The 16780-nt window shown below is 46.8% G+C and carries 15 protein-coding genes and 2 tRNA genes; 13 read left to right on the plus strand and 4 right to left on the minus strand.

The window, feature by feature from the left end; translation table 11 throughout:
- The first annotated feature begins 144 nt into the window (after positions 1–144).
- Together QUA58_RS05485 and ald are read left to right on the plus strand one after the other, a co-directional pair.
- Positions 145–990, plus strand: a complete 846-nt coding sequence (locus QUA58_RS05485; RefSeq protein WP_333249350.1) for a class I SAM-dependent methyltransferase — start codon at positions 145–147, stop codon at positions 988–990.
- Between the two features lie 103 nt (positions 991–1093).
- Positions 1094–2182, plus strand: a complete 1089-nt coding sequence (ald, locus tag QUA58_RS05490) for an alanine dehydrogenase (RefSeq protein WP_333393275.1) — start codon at positions 1094–1096, stop codon at positions 2180–2182.
- Between the two features lie 294 nt (positions 2183–2476).
- Here ald and QUA58_RS05495 read toward each other — a convergent pair whose 3' ends face one another.
- Positions 2477–3331 (minus strand): Uma2 family endonuclease, encoded by an 855-nt coding sequence (locus QUA58_RS05495; protein WP_333249354.1) that lies wholly within the window; start codon positions 3329–3331, stop codon positions 2477–2479.
- Positions 3332–3646: 315 nt separating this feature from the next.
- Between QUA58_RS05495 and QUA58_RS05500 the strand changes: the two genes are divergently transcribed.
- The 5 genes from QUA58_RS05500 (at position 3647) to mutT (ending at position 7434) form a co-directional block, all read left to right on the plus strand.
- A tRNA-Leu gene (locus tag QUA58_RS05500) sits at positions 3647–3728 on the plus strand.
- 73 nt (positions 3729–3801) lie between these two features.
- Positions 3802–4578, plus strand: coding sequence for an RNA methyltransferase (locus QUA58_RS05505; RefSeq protein WP_333249356.1), 777 nt, complete (start codon positions 3802–3804; stop codon positions 4576–4578).
- A gap of 706 nt (positions 4579–5284) precedes the next feature.
- Positions 5285–6244 carry an RNA polymerase sigma factor, RpoD/SigA family gene (locus tag QUA58_RS05510; RefSeq protein ID WP_333249357.1) on the plus strand — a complete coding sequence of 320 codons (960 nt, stop codon included), beginning with the start codon at positions 5285–5287 and terminating at the stop codon, positions 6242–6244.
- A gap of 228 nt (positions 6245–6472) precedes the next feature.
- Positions 6473–6814, plus strand: coding sequence for a DUF760 domain-containing protein (locus QUA58_RS05515; RefSeq protein WP_172187001.1), 342 nt, complete (start codon positions 6473–6475; stop codon positions 6812–6814).
- A gap of 215 nt (positions 6815–7029) precedes the next feature.
- Positions 7030–7434, plus strand: a complete 405-nt coding sequence (gene mutT / locus QUA58_RS05520; RefSeq protein WP_333393276.1) for an 8-oxo-dGTP diphosphatase MutT — start codon at positions 7030–7032, stop codon at positions 7432–7434.
- A gap of 98 nt (positions 7435–7532) precedes the next feature.
- Here the strand turns inward: mutT and QUA58_RS05525 are convergent, their stop codons facing one another.
- Entirely contained in the window at positions 7533–8774 is a 1242-nt protein-coding gene (locus tag QUA58_RS05525) for a histidine kinase (protein WP_333249361.1), read from the minus strand.
- 88 nt (positions 8775–8862) lie between these two features.
- On the opposite strand from QUA58_RS05525, the gene QUA58_RS05530 reads away from it, so the two are divergent.
- The 3 genes from QUA58_RS05530 to QUA58_RS05540 all read left to right on the plus strand — a co-directional run bounded on the left by QUA58_RS05530 (position 8863) and on the right by QUA58_RS05540 (position 13550).
- Entirely contained in the window at positions 8863–10551 is a 1689-nt protein-coding gene (locus QUA58_RS05530) for a DUF2079 domain-containing protein (protein WP_333249362.1), read from the plus strand.
- Positions 10552–10800: 249 nt separating this feature from the next.
- A complete protein-coding gene (locus tag QUA58_RS05535; RefSeq protein WP_333249364.1) occupies positions 10801–11988 on the plus strand; it encodes a glycosyltransferase family 4 protein in 1188 nt (395 codons plus the stop codon).
- A gap of 317 nt (positions 11989–12305) precedes the next feature.
- Complete coding sequence (locus QUA58_RS05540) at positions 12306–13550, plus strand: MFS transporter (RefSeq protein ID WP_333249366.1); 1245 nt, start codon at positions 12306–12308, stop codon at positions 13548–13550.
- Between the two features lie 223 nt (positions 13551–13773).
- On the opposite strand, the gene QUA58_RS05545 is transcribed toward QUA58_RS05540, so the two are convergent.
- A tRNA-Arg gene (locus tag QUA58_RS05545) sits at positions 13774–13847 on the minus strand.
- A 93-nt stretch (positions 13848–13940) separates the two neighbouring features.
- Here QUA58_RS05545 and moaC point away from each other — a divergent pair.
- From moaC to QUA58_RS05560, 3 genes are all read left to right on the plus strand, one after another.
- Positions 13941–14462, plus strand: a complete 522-nt coding sequence (gene moaC, locus QUA58_RS05550) for a cyclic pyranopterin monophosphate synthase MoaC (protein ID WP_333249367.1) — start codon at positions 13941–13943, stop codon at positions 14460–14462.
- An 88-nt stretch (positions 14463–14550) separates the two neighbouring features.
- The gene (locus QUA58_RS05555) at positions 14551–14808 is read left to right on the plus strand and encodes a 2TM domain-containing protein (protein WP_333115571.1); all 258 of its coding nucleotides are present in this window, start codon (positions 14551–14553) and stop codon (positions 14806–14808) included.
- A 63-nt stretch (positions 14809–14871) separates the two neighbouring features.
- The gene (locus tag QUA58_RS05560; RefSeq protein ID WP_333115568.1) at positions 14872–15174 is read left to right on the plus strand and encodes a DUF3181 family protein; all 303 of its coding nucleotides are present in this window, start codon (positions 14872–14874) and stop codon (positions 15172–15174) included.
- Positions 15175–15248: 74 nt separating this feature from the next.
- Here the strand turns inward: QUA58_RS05560 and QUA58_RS05565 are convergent.
- Positions 15249–16780, minus strand: a 1532-nt coding sequence (locus QUA58_RS05565) for a calcium-binding protein (protein WP_333393277.1), incomplete at its 5' end; no start/stop codon positions are given.

Here is a 16780-nt window from a genome sequence, read left to right on the forward strand (position 1 = left end):
AGGTCAAAAATGTCAAAAAAATGTAGCAGGGACTTTAGTCACTGTTTCTGAATTGGCAAAAAAACGTAGGCACTGACTACAAAATGCTTGGTATTGATTAGATATTTTCCCCACGGCTTCGAGTTCAATTATCATCGGAATAATATGTTTGATTTTATACAATACAAAAAAAGATTTTTACAAGCGACTAAGGACTGGAATAACGAGAAATGGAATAATTTTGATGACAATCCATTGCTGCTTTCGGCCCCAATGCTTCAAGATTGTCACGTGAAAAATTGTCGCTTTGTTGAAAGTAGATTAAAGATATTGGAATATCTGCCTAAAAATAGTGTGGTGGCTGAGGTGGGAACTCAATACGGGCGCTTTGCCGAAAAAATTCTGGCTATTGCCAAGCCCAAAAAGCTGCATTTGATCGATTATAATCTTGATTTATTCAAAGCAGAAGTCAGCAAAAAACAAAAAAGTCTAGTTCAAGAAGGGATAGAAAATGGAACGGTAGAGCTTCACGAAGGGGATTCTTCGACAATTTTAAGGAGCTTTCCTGACGAGTATTTTGACTGGATGTATATCGATGCCGACCACGAATATCACGGTGTATGCAAAGATATTCAGCAAGGTTACACGAAAATTAAAGCCGCAGGAATGATGGTTTTTAACGATTATACGAATTGGTCGGTATGCGAGGTGATGCCTTACGGTGTGGCGAAAGCAGTCAATGAGTTTTGTATTGCGAACAACTGGGAAATCGTATTTTTTGCCTTTCAGCCCCTAGGGTATCACGATGTGGCAATCAGGAAAAATACTGGGGAAACGGCACTGCGAATTCCGTTGGAGGAAGCCAATTCCGAATTGCAGAATTACCAATATCAAATTCAACAGCTACAGTTACAGTTGGAACAAGCTAAAAAGACGATCCACTTGATGGAAAACGATCAATTTGGGAAATTGCGATCGATCTGGCGGAAAATCCAACAAAAATTATCCTAGCCCACCCGGATTGCCAAATCTAAAATCTACAATGGTATTGTCCCGCTGGGGATAGTTTTTAGGTTAGATTCGATCTACGTATGCCTGAGATTAGAGGTTATAGATGGAAATAGGCGTCCCCAAGGAAATCAAGGATTTAGAGTTTCGAGTCGGGCTAAGTCCCACAAGTGTCCGGGCTTGTTGGGACAAAGGTCACGTAGTTTTCGTCGAAACGAATGCTGGTGCTGGGGCCGGTTTCGCGGACGAGGACTACGTTGAAGCAGGGGCTAAGATTGTCTTAAAAGCATCAGATGTCTGGAATCGCGAACTAATTGTTAAAGTTAAGGAACCGCTGCCTGCTGAGTATCCGCTGATGCAAAAAGAGCAGTTGCTGTTTACATATTTGCACTTGGCTGCCGATCGCACATTAACCGAGCATTTAATCAGCAGCGGAGTCCAGGCCATCGCCTACGAAACCGTCGAACTCCCGGACAGAAAATTGCCACTGCTAACGCCGATGAGTATTATTGCAGGGCGTTTGGCAGTGCAGTTCGGAGCTCGGTTTCTGGAACGACAGCAAGGTGGCAGAGGAGTGCTTTTGGGTGGCGTACCGGGAGTAAGACCGGGTAAAGTTGTGATTTTGGGCGGCGGCATTGTCGGCACAGAAGCAGCGCGAATTGCTGTAGGAATGGGCGCGAGAGTGCAGATATTAGACGTAAATGTCGATCGCTTAGCCTACTTGGAAACTCTGTTCGGTTCCAGAGTAGAATACCTCTACAGCAGTCCTTTGCAAATTGAAGCAGTTGTTCCCGATGCTGATTTATTAATCGGTGCAGTTTTGGTCTTAGGTAAAAAAGCTCCAATTCTGGTTTCTCGCGCATTTGTTGCGAAGATGCACCCCGGTTCTGTAATTGTTGACGTAGCCGTTGACCAAGGCGGCTGCGTAGAAACTTTGCGAGCAACTTCTCACACAAATCCTACCTATGTTGAGGAAGGAGTTGTGCATTACGGCGTACCAAATATGCCCGGTGCCGTGCCTTGGACAGCGACTCAAGCTTTGAATAACAGCACTTTGCCCTATGTTTTGGAGTTGGCAAATAACGGGATTAAAGCTTTGGAAATGAATCCGAGTTTGGCGAAGGGATTGAACGTGCAGAATCACCGATTAGTGCATCCGGCAGTGCGCGAGGTTTTCCCTGATTTAGCTGATTGAATTGCCCGTTTTTTGAAGTAAGTTGTCCCGGATCTAAATTGTATTGTGTCGCGGGCAGGATGCCCACCCCACAAGAAACTTGATGTGTTGTGGAATGGGCATCTTGCCCGTTCCTAAATAAAGTGGAATGGCATCTTGCCCGTTCCTAAAGATGATGCAAGATGTGAGTATGGGCGGCGGGTTTATATAATTTGTCGATACTTATCAAATATCTCGGCGAACCCGCCCCTAGCAAAAATCATCAGATACAATTCCGAATCAAACGGACATGATATTACTAATAACTTTGTAAGATTATGGTTGATAAATTTGGCGGATTGCGTCAAGGTTGTTGGCTTCAGGCATATAAGATGCGATCGCCTGCAAAACAGCAACATCAGAAATTGCCGAAATTTCATCAAGCAGCAGCAATCCTTCCTCTCCAAACTTCAAATTCAAGCCGAGTTCGATCATCTGAATAAATGCTCGTTTAGTCCGCGCTTGTTCCTCCAATAACTGAGCATCTTTTTGAGATAACTGAGCATCTTTTTGAGCCGCCAGTTCGTCGCCTGTAGGAATGGGATCGCCACTAGGATAGCACCAGCGCAACCAAGTACCACCGACCTTTTCAAATTCACCTTCCCACAGAGTTAATCCCAAACCGACTTCGGGAAACCAAGCATCAGTTTTGGGCGCGTAGGATTGGTTCTGCAACTCAAAAACTCGCAGCGTGCTACCTCTCAACTCGCGTAGCGGATCGTACACAACATAATAGGGGATTCGCATTCGAGCGTAGTCTATTAACTTGCTGCCCAATTCATTTCCCGGAGTTGGGGAAACAATTTCGATCGCAATTTCGGGAGGTTTGCCAAATTCCCAAAATAAATACGATCGCACTTGTCTTTCCCACCAATCCTCAGCACCAGTAATATTGATACTAAGAAAAACATCCGGGGCGATTCCCGGTTGACGCACGCTGCTGAACAAACCAACATTTGCCGCCGCAATAAAAGGAACAGTAATCCCTGTATCGCCACCGCTATATAAAACCGTTGTCAGCAGTCGCTGCTGTTTTTCGTTGATGAAGCTGTCCAAAGGAGTATCGTCTTCTAGCACTAAGTTGCTAATATCTGGCAGCTGACTGGGATCGAGGATTAATGGCTCAGACATAGGTAGCCGAGATGAGAACTATCTGCCACAAAAATTTTAACATCATCAGCCAAGGGACTCGGGCAATATTAAGTTTTTCCACCAATGTCAACAGTCAACTTGAATTCGCTTCATTCGATCGCTAAAAAATCCAAATTATCTGCGTTGATCTGCGTCAATCTGCCTGAAATCTGCGGTTGACCGATCGATCGGTTTATGCCATGCAATAAGTCTAGTTAACAGATATATTACTCGCAGCCCAGAAGCAGAAAAAATATTTCCCAAAACACTTGACAGATTCCCGAACTTATGGCAAAGTAGTGATTCGTGACCGATGCGGAACTGGCGGAATTGGTAGACGCGCATGATTCAGGTTCATGTGGTGCAAGCCTTCCGGGTTCAAGTCCCGGGTTCCGCATTCCAAAAGCAGAAGGAAGTTTGGGGTTAACCCGGTAAAGGAAATAACCCCATTCGCTCTGCTGAATTAAACAATGATTACAAGTATTCAAAACCCCCTAGTCAAAGAAATCCGCAGGCTGCACAGCTCGAAGGGACGCAGGGAACAACAATTATTTTTACTAGAAGGGACGCATTTGCTCGAAGAAGCTTGCGCCGCTAAACACCCGCTAGAAACAGTTTGCTGCACTCCCGAATGGTTGGATCGCCACGGGAAATTGTGGGAGCAAATTGGTAGTTTAGCCGATCGCACAGAATTAGTAAGTGCAAAAGTATTAGAGTCGATCGCGACTACAGTCCAACCCGACGGCATTGTCGCCACCGCACCCCGCACCGCCACAGCGCCTGCAGAAATCTCAACTTTAGGAATAGCCCTCGAAACAATCCAAGATCCAGGCAACTTGGGGGCGATCGTCCGCACGGCTGCGGCTGCTAATGCCGATGGTTTGCTGCTGAGCACCGACAGCGCCGATTTAGACCATCCAAAGGTGCTGCGCGCCTCAGCAGGAGCTTGGTTTAAACTGCCCGTAGCAGTCACTCCAGATTTAACCGCCGAAGTCTGGGCGTATAAAAATCGGGGAATGCAAATATTAGCAACCGTTGCCGACGCGAGTTTGACTTATTGGGAAGTAGATTTGCGAGTGCCGACTCTGATAGTTTTGGGCAACGAAGGCTCTGGGTTGTCGCCAGAATTGAGAAGTTTGGCCGATCGACAAATCCAAATTCCCCTGAGTCGTGGCGTAGAATCTTTAAATGTGTCGATCGCCTCTGCCCTGATCTTGTACGAAGCTCAACGCCAAAGAGCTGATTAGACTTATTGCATAAATTTTTGATTGATAGGGAAACCGCAGATAAACGCAGATAAACGCAGATTCATTTCCAGATAGGAGAGCGAATGCCTGCAATTCAAATCTCTTATTTAATTGTTAATTAATGCTTATCTGTAGGGCGGGTTCATCAATATCTGTAACTTCACATTTATAGTCTTGGACCCACGGATGGCCTGAAATCGGGTTTTTATAACCCAAATACCTCGTTACAGCCCGCAGAGTCGCTAAAAAGCCCGGTTTCTTGGGTCGGAGTGCGATCGTCAACTGAAGCTGCCGGGCCTTTAAATTGTATTTTTAACTTCGCTGTGTCCCCAGGGTTTCCTCCCCCTCTCCCCATCTACCCCTCTGAGATTTGGGCGATTTTGTTTAATATGATGCAACTGTAAAGCCAGGAAAGTGGTTACTCTCCTACCAACAGTTCAGGCTGGCATGAAATAAATATGAAGAAGTGTAGGCAAGTGCTCTCACAAATGTTAAGATTCTTAACATAACGTAGTATTGTGCACACCCCAACAAAAACCTAACCTGAGACGGTGCTGACTGGGAGTAGTAGCTAGCTACCATAAAATTAAGCCTCTTTAAATGGAAGGAAAGCGCAAGTCCCCGCCCGCTTTCCTTCCCAGCTAAAGCTAGGGGTTTGCGACTACCGCAAACCTTTAGAGGCACAGATCCTCAGCGGGAAAAGCTCATGAAAACTCTTAAGTCCTCAGATACAGATTCTGTTCGCGCTTACTTGCGGGAAATCGGCCGCGTTCCCTTGTTGACCCATGAGCAAGAAATACTCTACGGGAAACAGGTACAGCGCTCAGCCGCACTGCATCAGGAGAAAAATATTTTAGCCGAAGAGTTAGGCCGCGACCCGACGGCGGCTGAATGGGCACAGGCAGTTGGGCTGTCTGAGGCACAGTTGCAGCGGACGATCGAACACGGGGAAAGGGCAAAGCGCCAAATGGTGGAAGCGAATCTCCGCCTGGTAGTGTCTGTTGCCAAGAAATATATCAAGCGCAACGTAGATTTGCTCGATCTAATTCAGGAAGGTACGATCGGGATGCAGCGGGGAGTAGAAAAATTTGACCCGACTAAGGGCTACAGATTTTCAACTTATGCTTATTGGTGGATTCGTCAGGCAATTACTCGGGCGATCGCCGAAAAAGGCCGCACCATCCGCTTGCCGATCCACATTACCGAAAAGCTCAACAAAATTAAAAAGGCTCAGCGCCTGCTAGCTCAACAGCTCGGCCGCGCGGCTACTTCTGCAGAGTTGGCTGCAGAGTTAGATTTGACTCCCAAGCAAATTCGCGAATATCTCGATCGCTCGCGCCTGCCACTTTCCCTGGACTTGCGCGTGGGAGACAATCAAGATACAGAGTTGGGCGATTTGTTGGAAGATACTGGTACTACCCCGGAAGATTTTGCCCTGCAATCTTCCCTGCGGACTGACTTAGATCACCTGATGGCGGAACTGACTCAGCAACAGCGAGAAGTGCTCGCCTTGCGCTTCGGTTTAGAAGACGGGCAAACCTTAACTTTGGCCAAAATAGGCGATCGACTCAACATCAGTCGGGAACGAGTGCGGCAAATTGAACGGGAAGCTTTGACCAAACTCCGCAAGCGCAAGCAAGATATCAACGATTATCTAGCCAGCTAGATAGATTGGGGATTGGCGATCCGGACGCACCAGATCGCCAATTCCCCATCTAAACATCGTAAAAACCGTCGCCTTTAATTCGGTTGTGCCCACTCAGTGCTGGTAACTGTCCTGCTACATTAGTAAATACTTAGTAATAAAGATCAACAGCGATCGGATAAGGTAAAGGTTATTTAATTTAACCGCCCGCATCTCAAATAAAAAGCTGTCTCTGAAACGGAGGTACTCGTGAGCAACTCATCTAATAAATCCCCAGAATTCTTTGAAGAAGACGGAGAAAATGCCAACTTATTATGGCAATACGTGCAGTCAATGGCTCCCGACACTGTTTCTCAGTTGTCTAAGCCGACTTCTCACGAAGTGTTTCAAGTAATGGAGCGAAATATTGTTGGACTATTGGGGAATTTGCCTTCGGAACACTTCGGGGTGACAGTGACTACCAGTCGCGAACATTTGGGTAGATTGCTCGCCTCAGCTATGATTAGCGGTTATTTTCTCAAAAATGCCGAACAGCGAATGACTTTTGAAAAGTCCATACAAGCCAGTGAGAGACACGGCTCGGACGATTAGTAGATTCTTAACATTTAAGTGTACAAGTGTCAAGCCCCCCCTCGCAAGATGGGGGCTTAATATTTTAGATTTTAGATTTTAGATTTTAGATTTTAGATTTTAGATTTTAGATTTTAGATTAAATAATTGAATAATTATTGATATTATTCTTAAATTCCCAATTCCCCATTCCCAATTCCCCATTCGCAATTCCCCATTCCCAATTTCTAATTAATATGTCTATTACTCCCTTGGCCGACAAAGTTATCGGCGTTGCTGCAATCTGGAACGATCGCCAACAAATTTTGATTGACAAGCGCCGACAACATGGACTGCACGGGGGTTTCTGGGAGTTTCCGGGCGGAAAAATAGAGCCTGGGGAAACAATCGAAGCTTGCATAAAACGGGAAATTATGGAGGAGTTGGGGATTGTTGTAGAAGTTGGCGATCGCCTGATTACAATTGACCACGACTACACTAAATTTACAGTTAGACTATACGTGCACCACTGCCGCCACGTCAGCGGGGAACCGCAAACGATCGAATGCGATGAAATTCGCTGGGTAACACTCGACGAAATTGACCAATTTACTTTTCCCAAGGCAAACGCACAGATTATTGCTGCACTGCGGCAAAGTTGAACTGTCATGTCAAATTTCTTGCTATCAACTATCAACTGTCAACTATCAACTATCAACTATCAACTATCAACTGTCAACTGTCAACTGTCAACTGTCAACTATTTTTGGACGGGCAGAGTAAAGTGAAAACAACTGCCTCTATCGGGTACAGAGTCTACCCAAATTTGACCGTAGTGGGCGCGGATGATGCCTTGACACAGAGACAGTCCAATGCCGTAACCGTCTGTTGATTTATCTCGCTGCAAGCGAAAGCTGTCTTCAAAAATGCTCGCGCAATCTTCTTCAGGAATTCCCGGGCCGCTGTTGCAAATACTGACTTGAACTTTGTAAGCGGTGCGGTGGAGAATTGAAAGATTAACAGTTCCTCGGTCTGGCGTGTACTTGCTGGCGTTGTCAAGCAGGTTGACTATGACTTGTTTGATGCGATCGGGATCGGCATAAACCAAGGGCAAATCTGCGGGAATGTCTGTTTCTAAGTTCAGACTTTTCGCCTGAAATTTGTCTTGAAACTGCAATATTACATCTTGACAAATCGCCCCCAGTTCGATTCTTTTTGGTTCAATGTGGAGTTGAGCGTTTGTACCCCGGGCTGCTTGCAGGATATCTGTAATCATACGATCGACAATTCGGATTTGGCGGCGGGCTTGCTTCATCAAATGAGCCGCCAGAGTCGGTGTCAAACGGGACTTTTGCCCCTCCTTCACCTTCTGATTTGACTCCAAAGTCTCCAAAGCCAAAGATGCCGCCGTCAAGGGATTACGCAAGTCGTGAGCCAGCATCGCAATAATCCGGTCTTTCAACTGCAACTGCTCTTGCAGGTGTTCTTTTTCCTGTTTTAGCCGAAAAACTTCATCCGCAAGCTGCACGAGCTCAGTGGCGCAAGCAACCGAATAGATGGGTTTTGGGTCTGCCAGAGCTGCTGCCGTCAGAGCAGGGGCAGACTGCTGCTGAGCTGCGTATTCTTCTACAGAACGCTTCCAGCGGGGCCACCAGTGTTCGAGTTGGGCGATTAAATTGCTGCCGGCGAGAGTTTGTCGCGGCTCAGGATGAATTTTGAGCAACGAGGGAGTGGCTACAAGTTTAAAGTGTTCGGCTAAATCGGGCTGTTCTCCTACGTCGATGATTTGAAGATCAAAGTCGCACTCTGCCTTCAAATCCTTTAGGGACTTGCGGATGTGTCTGGTCTGTTCCCTAGAAGAGGGACGCTTGTCTACAAACAGCAAAAGCTGTAAAAGCGGTGCGGAATTGACCGGCTGTTCGGGAGAACAGTCAGTGCCGCTGGTGCCGGGTGTTGGATGGACGCTGTTGAGCTTTTCGATCGGGTGAAAATAATTGACCATTGCCGAGCCGAGTTATTTCACTTCTACTTTAATTTAATACTTGCTTTAGATTTATGCTAGTGTCCGATGATTTCATTACGGCGGGCCAATGACATTTTTGAGATGGAAGAAAAATGAGTCGCTGCAGGTGGTGGTGAAAGTGGCGGCCGCCTTTTTTGTGCTGTGCCTGTTGCTGACGCTGCATCGCTACTACAGTTTTTACGCTACTTACGACCAAGGCATTTTCAATCAACTTTTTTGGAACGGCACTCGGGGTCACTTGTTTGAGAGTTCCCTCTCTTCGGCTTTGTCCACTAATGTGGTTCACCAAAATCAGCTCCCGGAAGTATCTTACTACCGGTTGGGGCAGCATTTCACCCCGGCGCTGATGCTGTGGCTGCCAATTTACTCGCTGTTTCCCTCGCCCGTCACTTTGACGGTGTTGCAGGTGACTTTAATTACCGCGGCTGGAGGAGTGCTCTATGCTCTCGCCAGACATTATCTGGAACCGAGGCTGTCGGCGACAATTGTTGTGAGCTATTACTGCGCTAACGCGGTCATCGGCCCGACTTTGGGCAATTTTCACGATATTTGTCAAATTCCACTTTATGTCTTTGGCTTGCTGCTGGCTATGGAGAAGCGCTGGTGGCCCTTGTTTGGGATTCTGGCAACTTTAATTTTGGCCGTGCGAGAAGATGGGGGAGTTGTTTTATTTGGCGTTGGAGTTTACCTGATTTTGAGCCGGCGCTACCCTGGGACTGGTTTAGCCGTCTGCATACTCAGTTTTGGTTATATGATCGTCCTGACCAATCTGATTATGCCTTTGTTTTCTGCTGACATATCCCAGCGGTTTATGATGGAGCGCTTCGGCCAATATGCCGATGGAGATGAAGCTTCGACTCTTGAAATTATTTGGGGAATGGTTAGCAATCCCGGGCGCTTGGTGGCTCAATTATTTACGCCGTTTTTTGGTAAAATTAGATACCTGCTTGGCCAGTGGTTGCCATTAGCTTTGGTTCCTGCTTTCGCGCCTGCATCTTGGATGATAGCTGGATTTCCGCTGCTGAAGCTATTTTTAGCGAAAGGAGAGTCGGTGCTGGCAATTAATATTCGCTATGCGATGACTGTGGTTCCAGGGCTTTTTTATGGGGCGATTCTGTGGTGGGCCCAGCGTCAAAAGGAAGAAGATAGAATGGTGAGAGAGGAAAGAATGTTTTTGCGTTTTCCTTCTGCTTTATTTCCTCTGCCTTCGTCTTCAAGGTTTCGCCGCTTTTGGGCGTTTTGCATCTGTTTGTCGCTATTTTTTACCTTCACTTCTAACCCAAATCGGACTTTTTCTTTGATTTTGCCCGATGCGATCGATCCTTGGGTGCAGGTTCCTCTTGTCAGACAATGGCAGCACGTTTTGCAAGTGCGGCCGCTGTTGGCTCAAATTCCTGCTGATGCTAGCGTGGCAGCGACGAATACTATTGTGCCGATTTTGTCAAGCCGCCGAGAAATTCTCAGGTTTCCGATGTTTGAACTCCGCAATGATGCGGGGAAGGCAGTGAAGATGCAATATGTAATTGCCGATATCTGGCAGTTGCAGCAGTATCAGGCTGCGTTTCGCGGGGAACGGGGACAGTTGCAGGAGATCGTACCGGCGATCGATCGAATGTCCAAATCAGGAGAGTACGGAATTGTTGGCTTTGAAGATGGCGCGATTTTGATGCGTCAGGGTGCTGTTTCTAATTCTGGATCTGCTGCTGCTTGGACGCGTTTTCGCGGCGAATTGGAGCCGATTTTGAAGAAACGGTAAGCGGGTAGTTACGATCGCCATTGCTTCCCTCAGTGGCTCAAATCTTGAGGAAACCTGTTTTTTCAGGTAATGGCGATCGAGCAATTTCCTGCAAAAACCAGGTTTAGGAATGATTTTCTGTCTTTGTTGCTGCCAAAAGTCAGGCATTGGGCATCAACTTGCGATCAACTCAAATTTGAGGCCGATTATTATACAATAAATCTGTTAATCCTAAACATTAAGATATATAAATTATTTGGAGGAAGAAAGATGAAAATTTTGGTATTGGCATGGGAGTTTCCTCCCAGAATCGTAGGCGGTATCGCCCGCCACGTAGCGGAACTGTATCCAGAATTAGTGAAGCTGGGCCACTCGATTCACTTAATTACAGTCGAGTTCGGCCACGCGCCAATGTACGAAGTGGTGGAAGGAATACGGGTGCATCGGGTGGTGGTGGGGCACGCCAGGGACTTTTTTCACTGGGTCGCGAATCTCAATCAAAGCATGGGCAAACAAGGCGGCAAACTAATGCTGGAGGAAGGCCCCTTTGATATCATCCACGCTCACGATTGGTTGGTGGGAGATGCGGCGATCGCCCTCAAGCATACCTTTAAAGTACCCCTAATTGCCACCATCCATGCCACCGAATACGGGCGCTTCAACGGCATCCACAACGAAGGACAGCGCTACATTAACGGCAAGGAAAACGACCTCGCTTACAACGCTTGGCGGGTAATTGTTTGCAGCGACTATATGCGGCGGGAAGCCGAACGGGTACTATCGACTCCGTGGAACAAAATCGAGGTAATTTACAACGGAATTAGAGCCGAAAAAAAGCCGCGCTGGAACGAATTTGACGCGATGAACTTCCGCCGCCAGTTTGCGACAGACGACGAAAAAATAGTATATTATGTAGGAAGAATTAGCTATGAAAAAGGCATTGCTGTATTTCTAAATGCTGCACCTAAAGTAATTTGGGAAATGGGGGGCAAAGCGAAAATTGTGATTGTTGGCGGCGGCAATACAGACCATCTAAAACAGTTGGCTTGGCATTTAGGAATTTGGCATAAGTGTTATTTTACGGGGTTCATGTTTGAGGAAAATCTTGACAAATTTCAGACGGTGGCTGACTGCGCGGTTTTTCCCAGTCTTTACGAACCTTTTGGGATTGTAGCGTTAGAAAGCTTTGCTGCAAGAGTGCCTGTGGTGGTGTCGAATGCGGGCGGACTTCCAGAGGTGGTGCTGCACACTAAAACTGGCATTGTTACTGAGGCAAACAATCGGGATTCTTTGGCATGGGGAATTTTGGAGGTGCTGAAAAATCCGGGTTACGCGCGGTGGTTGGTTGACAATGCTTATGAGGATTTGGAACGCCGATTTAGTTGGCCGAAGTTGGCGATGGAAACCCAGTGGGTTTATGACCGGGTGGTGGAGGAAAGGGCTGAGGTTGATTGGTAAGAGTGTTGACTGTTGACTGTTGACTGTTCGCGGTTGACTGTTGACTGTTGACGGTTGACTGTTGAGTAAAATATCAACTTTTTTAGAAGTAGAAGTAGGTTGGGTTGAGTGATAGCGAACCCTACGCTTCGCTCCGCCCAACATCTTATTTGAAATGAAGAGTTGGGTTTCGTTACCTCAACCCAACCTACATATTTGGGATTTCACTCCATTGAGAACCGCTATAGTTGCAAATATTAAGGATTTGTAACACAATGATATGGATACACTTGACGTTAGCTTGAGTGGACTCGGAAGATTTAAAGGGAATTCGCATCTTGAATATTTTTAGGGACATCGATCCCCAACCCAGACGCAGCTTGCTGACTTTATTCACCGCAGGCCTGCTATTCTGGTCGAGTTTGGCTTCGCTGCTGCCAACTTTGCCGCTGTACGTTCAATCTGTGGGCGGCACAAAACAGCAAATTGGCTTTGTGATGGGTGCATTTGCGATCGGACTTTTGCTATCGAGGCCACCGTTGGGTAAAATAGCCGACAGCAGGGGGCGAAAACAAGTTTTGCTGCTAGGCGTGGCAGTCGCTGCGATCGCCCCTGTGGGCTACCTGTTAGCTCAATCTATCCCCTTACTGTTACTTATTCGCGTTTTTCACGGCATTAGTATCGCCGCTTTTACCACAGCTTACAGCGCTTTGGTAACAGATTTGTCGCCACCAGGAAAGCGGGGCGAATTAATCGGTTACATGAGTTTGGTGAGTCCTATTGGTCTAGCATTTGGCCCGGCTATTGGCGGATTTGTGCAAGCTGGGGTTGGTTATACTCCTTTGTTTGCGATGTCGGCGGTTTTCGCTGCAACGGCTGTATTTTTTACCTGCAAAATTGCGGAACCTAATTTTGCAGATTTAACACAATCGGACTCGCTATCTGAGGACAAAAATAGCCAAAAATACTGGGAAATGCTGTGGAATCCTAGAGTGCGGATTCCGGCTTTAGTGTTATTGCTGGTTGGTTTAGTATTCGGAACTTTGAGCACTTTTATGCCTTTGTTTATCCAAGAAACTAAGGCTAATTTGAATCCGGGATTATTTTATTCTACGGCGGCTATCGCCAGTTTCGGTATACGGTTGCTCACGGGACGGGCTTCGGACAAATACGGTCGGGGCTTGTTTATTTCTGGCGGCTTAATTTGTTATGCCGTATCTATGTTATTGTTGTATTTTGCTAACAACAGCAGTGCTTTTTTAATAGCAGCTTTGGTTGAAGGTTGCGCGGGCGGTACGGTTTTGCCGATGATGGTAACGCTGATGTCGGACAGGTGCGAACCTCATGAAAGGGGCCGCTTGTTTTCGCTCTGTATTGGCGGATTTGATTTGGGAATTGCGATTGCTGGGCCGACTTTAGGCTTTGTTGCTGAACAAGTTGGCTACAGAAATATGTTTGGTTTTGCGGCTGGCCTCGCTGGCTTGGCTTTGCTGGTTTTTATTACTCAGTCTAGCAAGGGCTTGTCTAATTCGATGAAATTTGCGATCGGTAGAGGCAAAGATATTTATGCTTTGAATCAGTAGACTTGAATTGCCAAAGTCCTTTTAATCAATTTTGGGGCGATGCTCAAAGCCCACTCCACCATAAAAAATGATTTTTGTGGGATGGGCTTTGAGCATCGTCCTAGATATTTTTGCAAGAGGTCTAGTAAACGCACAAAATTAAAAAAGTTATGAGTTTTAAGTCGTGAGTTGGATTAATTTCTTAATTCAAAACTCAGAATTCAAAATTCATAACTTTTAGTAGTGGGCTTGGAGGGATTCGAACCCCCGACCTCATGGTTCGTAGCCATGCACTCTATCCAACTAAGCTACAAGCCCCTGTTGCTTGGAGAGTTGAAATTTTAGATTTAATCTAAAATTGAACAATCTCTGTTCCGCACAGAATCTAACAGTAACACCATTCTCAAAATAATGCAAGACCTTTCTCAAAATATTTCTAAATTGCCCGATCGCCCGCAGCTAACTCACCTCGACAACAGCGGGGAAGCCCAAATGGTGGACGTTTCGGCGAAAGTGGCAACTGTGCGGCAAGCTGTGGCCGCGGGGCGGGTGCGGATGCTACCGGAGACGTTTGCTGCGATTGAAGCGGGGAATGCGCCGAAAGGGGATGTGTTGGGCACTGCGAGGCTGGCTGGGATTATGGCGGCCAAGCAGACGGCTAATTTGATTCCTCTGTGTCACCCTCTGCCGCTGAGTAGCGTGAAGGTGCAGGTGATAGCGGATGCTGGGTTGCCGGGGTATCAAATTCGGGCGACGGTGAAGATTAAGGCGGAAACTGGGGTGGAAATGGAGGCGCTGACGGCGGTTTCGGTGGCGGCGCTGACTTTGTACGATATGGCGAAGGCTTTGGAAAAGTCGATCGCCATTGAATCGATTCGTCTGGTAAGCAAAAGCGGTGGCAAATCAGGGGATTATCAAAATTTAGAGGAATAAATTTCCTGTCTTGAGAGGGATGCAGAATTCAAAAAGCTGCGCTTAAGATTAAAATAGGCACAGAACTACTAATATCATGTGAAAAACTATGCCTCCTCGTTGGCCCCGCAAACCCGATCGCAACGATCCCGAGTACCGCCGCTTAGATGACCGGATGAATTTTGCCATCCACGTCGGTCTTTTTTCTGCTACAAATTCTGGTTTGTGGTTTGTTCAAAATTTGCAAAAGGCTGATTGGCCTTGGGCAGTTTCGGTAACGGGTGTATGGGCTCTAGTAGTTTTGGCCCACGCGATTTTCATTTTTGCGATCGCCGATTATTCGCCCCTCACCAAAGATTCTGGCTGAAGGCAGTTGTCGGCGATCGGTTAACTTTTTTTGACGGATCACCAATAACTTTCTGCTTTTTATATGGCTAATACTACTCAGGCGATCGAATCCTTAGCAGCCGAAATCGGCGAAAATGTCTACATTGACATTGCCAAGTGGCATTTGTATCTCCGTGATGCCCACCTGCATACGGTGGTTGCCCAACAACTTTATTCAATGCTGGAAAAGGGCAATTTAGATACTGACAAAGTTGAAGGAGTTTTGCAAGGAATTTCAATCAAGTTGGGCGGCGGCAAGCGAGAAGTGCCGCTGGCAGATTTGATTCCGATGCAGTGTCAAGTTAAGTTGATGGATGTTTTGGAGGAATTTCAGCGTCAGATGTGATATCAATTGTTGATTTGGATTTAAGTGCGATCGCCCTTTGTGGATTTAATGGCGATCGCACTTTTCATTTTTCCCTAAACCAGCATGAAGTTAGCCGCTGTTAGCGAATTGGCACTCACTCCAATCATCACACCTAACTCTTCTCCTGTCAAGGCATTTTTGATAATTGTACCCTGAGTATTTTGAGTTATTGCTAACTGGCTAAAGCTCAAACCTCCGCTTAGTGCGATCGAATCTTGACCAATGGTAAAATCAGCAATAATGTCAAATCCTTGACCTGCATTTAAGACAAAGATATCATTGCCGCTACCGCCAATCAAACTATCATTTCCCAAATCTCCGTAAAGGATATCAGAGCCTTTTCCGCCCAGGAGAGTATCGTTATCTTCCCCACCGTAAATAGTATCATTTCCTTCACATCCTCCCAGAATATCTGCTTGTTCGTTACCGCTGATAAAATCATTGCCAGCACCGCCGCAGATGGTATCCGAACCCTCATTTCCAAACAGGTAGTCGTCTCCATCACTACCAAGCATTATGTCGTCACCTTTGCCTCCAAATAAGGTGTCATTATCCTTGCCCCCATCGATGAAGTCATTATCTTTATCACCCCGAATGATGTCATTACCTTCGCGGCCATTTATGGAGTCATTGCCTTTGCCTCCGAAGATTAAATCATTGCCCAAGTCGCCAAGAACGATGTCGTTTCCTTCATCTCCAAATAGGATGTCATCACCTTTGCCACCGCTGATAAAATCATTGCCTGTGTTGCCGTTGAGGATGTCGCGAACCTCGCCACCATATAAGTTATCATTCCCTGATTTGGCATCGAATATATTGCCGTTGTTGCTGCCGAGAAATTCATCGTTTTGGGCAGTGCCTATTTGAATTCCCGATACACCGAGTATGGTGTTTTCAACTGAGTTAGGTTGGTTTAAGTTGGGATAGTCAATGTCATCGCAGATGCAGTCGTCATTGGGGATGTTATTAGTTATTGGTGTTGGCGTTATTGATGGTGTTGGCGTCGGTGTTTCAGCAGGGGTTGGTGCAGGGGTTGGTGCAGGGGTTGGTGCAGGGGTTGGTGCAGGGGTTGGTGCAGGGGTTGGTGCAGGGGTTGGTGCAGAGATTGGTGCAGGGGTTGGTGCAGAGATTGGTGCTGGTGTGGGTGTGGGTGTTGGTGTTGGTGTTTCCCCAGGGATTGGCGCTGGTGTGGGTGTTGGTGTTGGTGTTTCCCCAAAGATTGGCGCGGGTGTGGGTGTTGGTGTTGGTGTTTCCCCAAAGATTGGTGCGGGTGTGGGTGTTGGTGTTGGTGTTTCCCCAAAGATTGGTGCGGGTGTGGGTGTTGGTCTTGGTGTGTTCGGAGGGATTGGTGCGGGTGTGGGCGTGGGTGTGGGCGTGGGTATCGGTGCGGTGTCGTTGTCAGTATTAGTAACTGCGACATCTGAAGCATCAACACCACTGTAATTAGTATCGGTACTGGTAGCGGGTGCGGTGACAATGTTGTAAGCAACATTCCCATCTACTACTAAGTCATCTACTCCGGTGACAGTGACGGTTTGGGGAGTATTCCAGTTAGCCGATGTGAAAGTTAAACTCGGTTTATCTA

Source organism: Microcoleus sp. N9_A1 (assembly GCF_036701795.1).
Taxonomy (GTDB): Bacteria; Cyanobacteriota; Cyanobacteriia; order Cyanobacteriales; family Microcoleaceae; genus Microcoleus.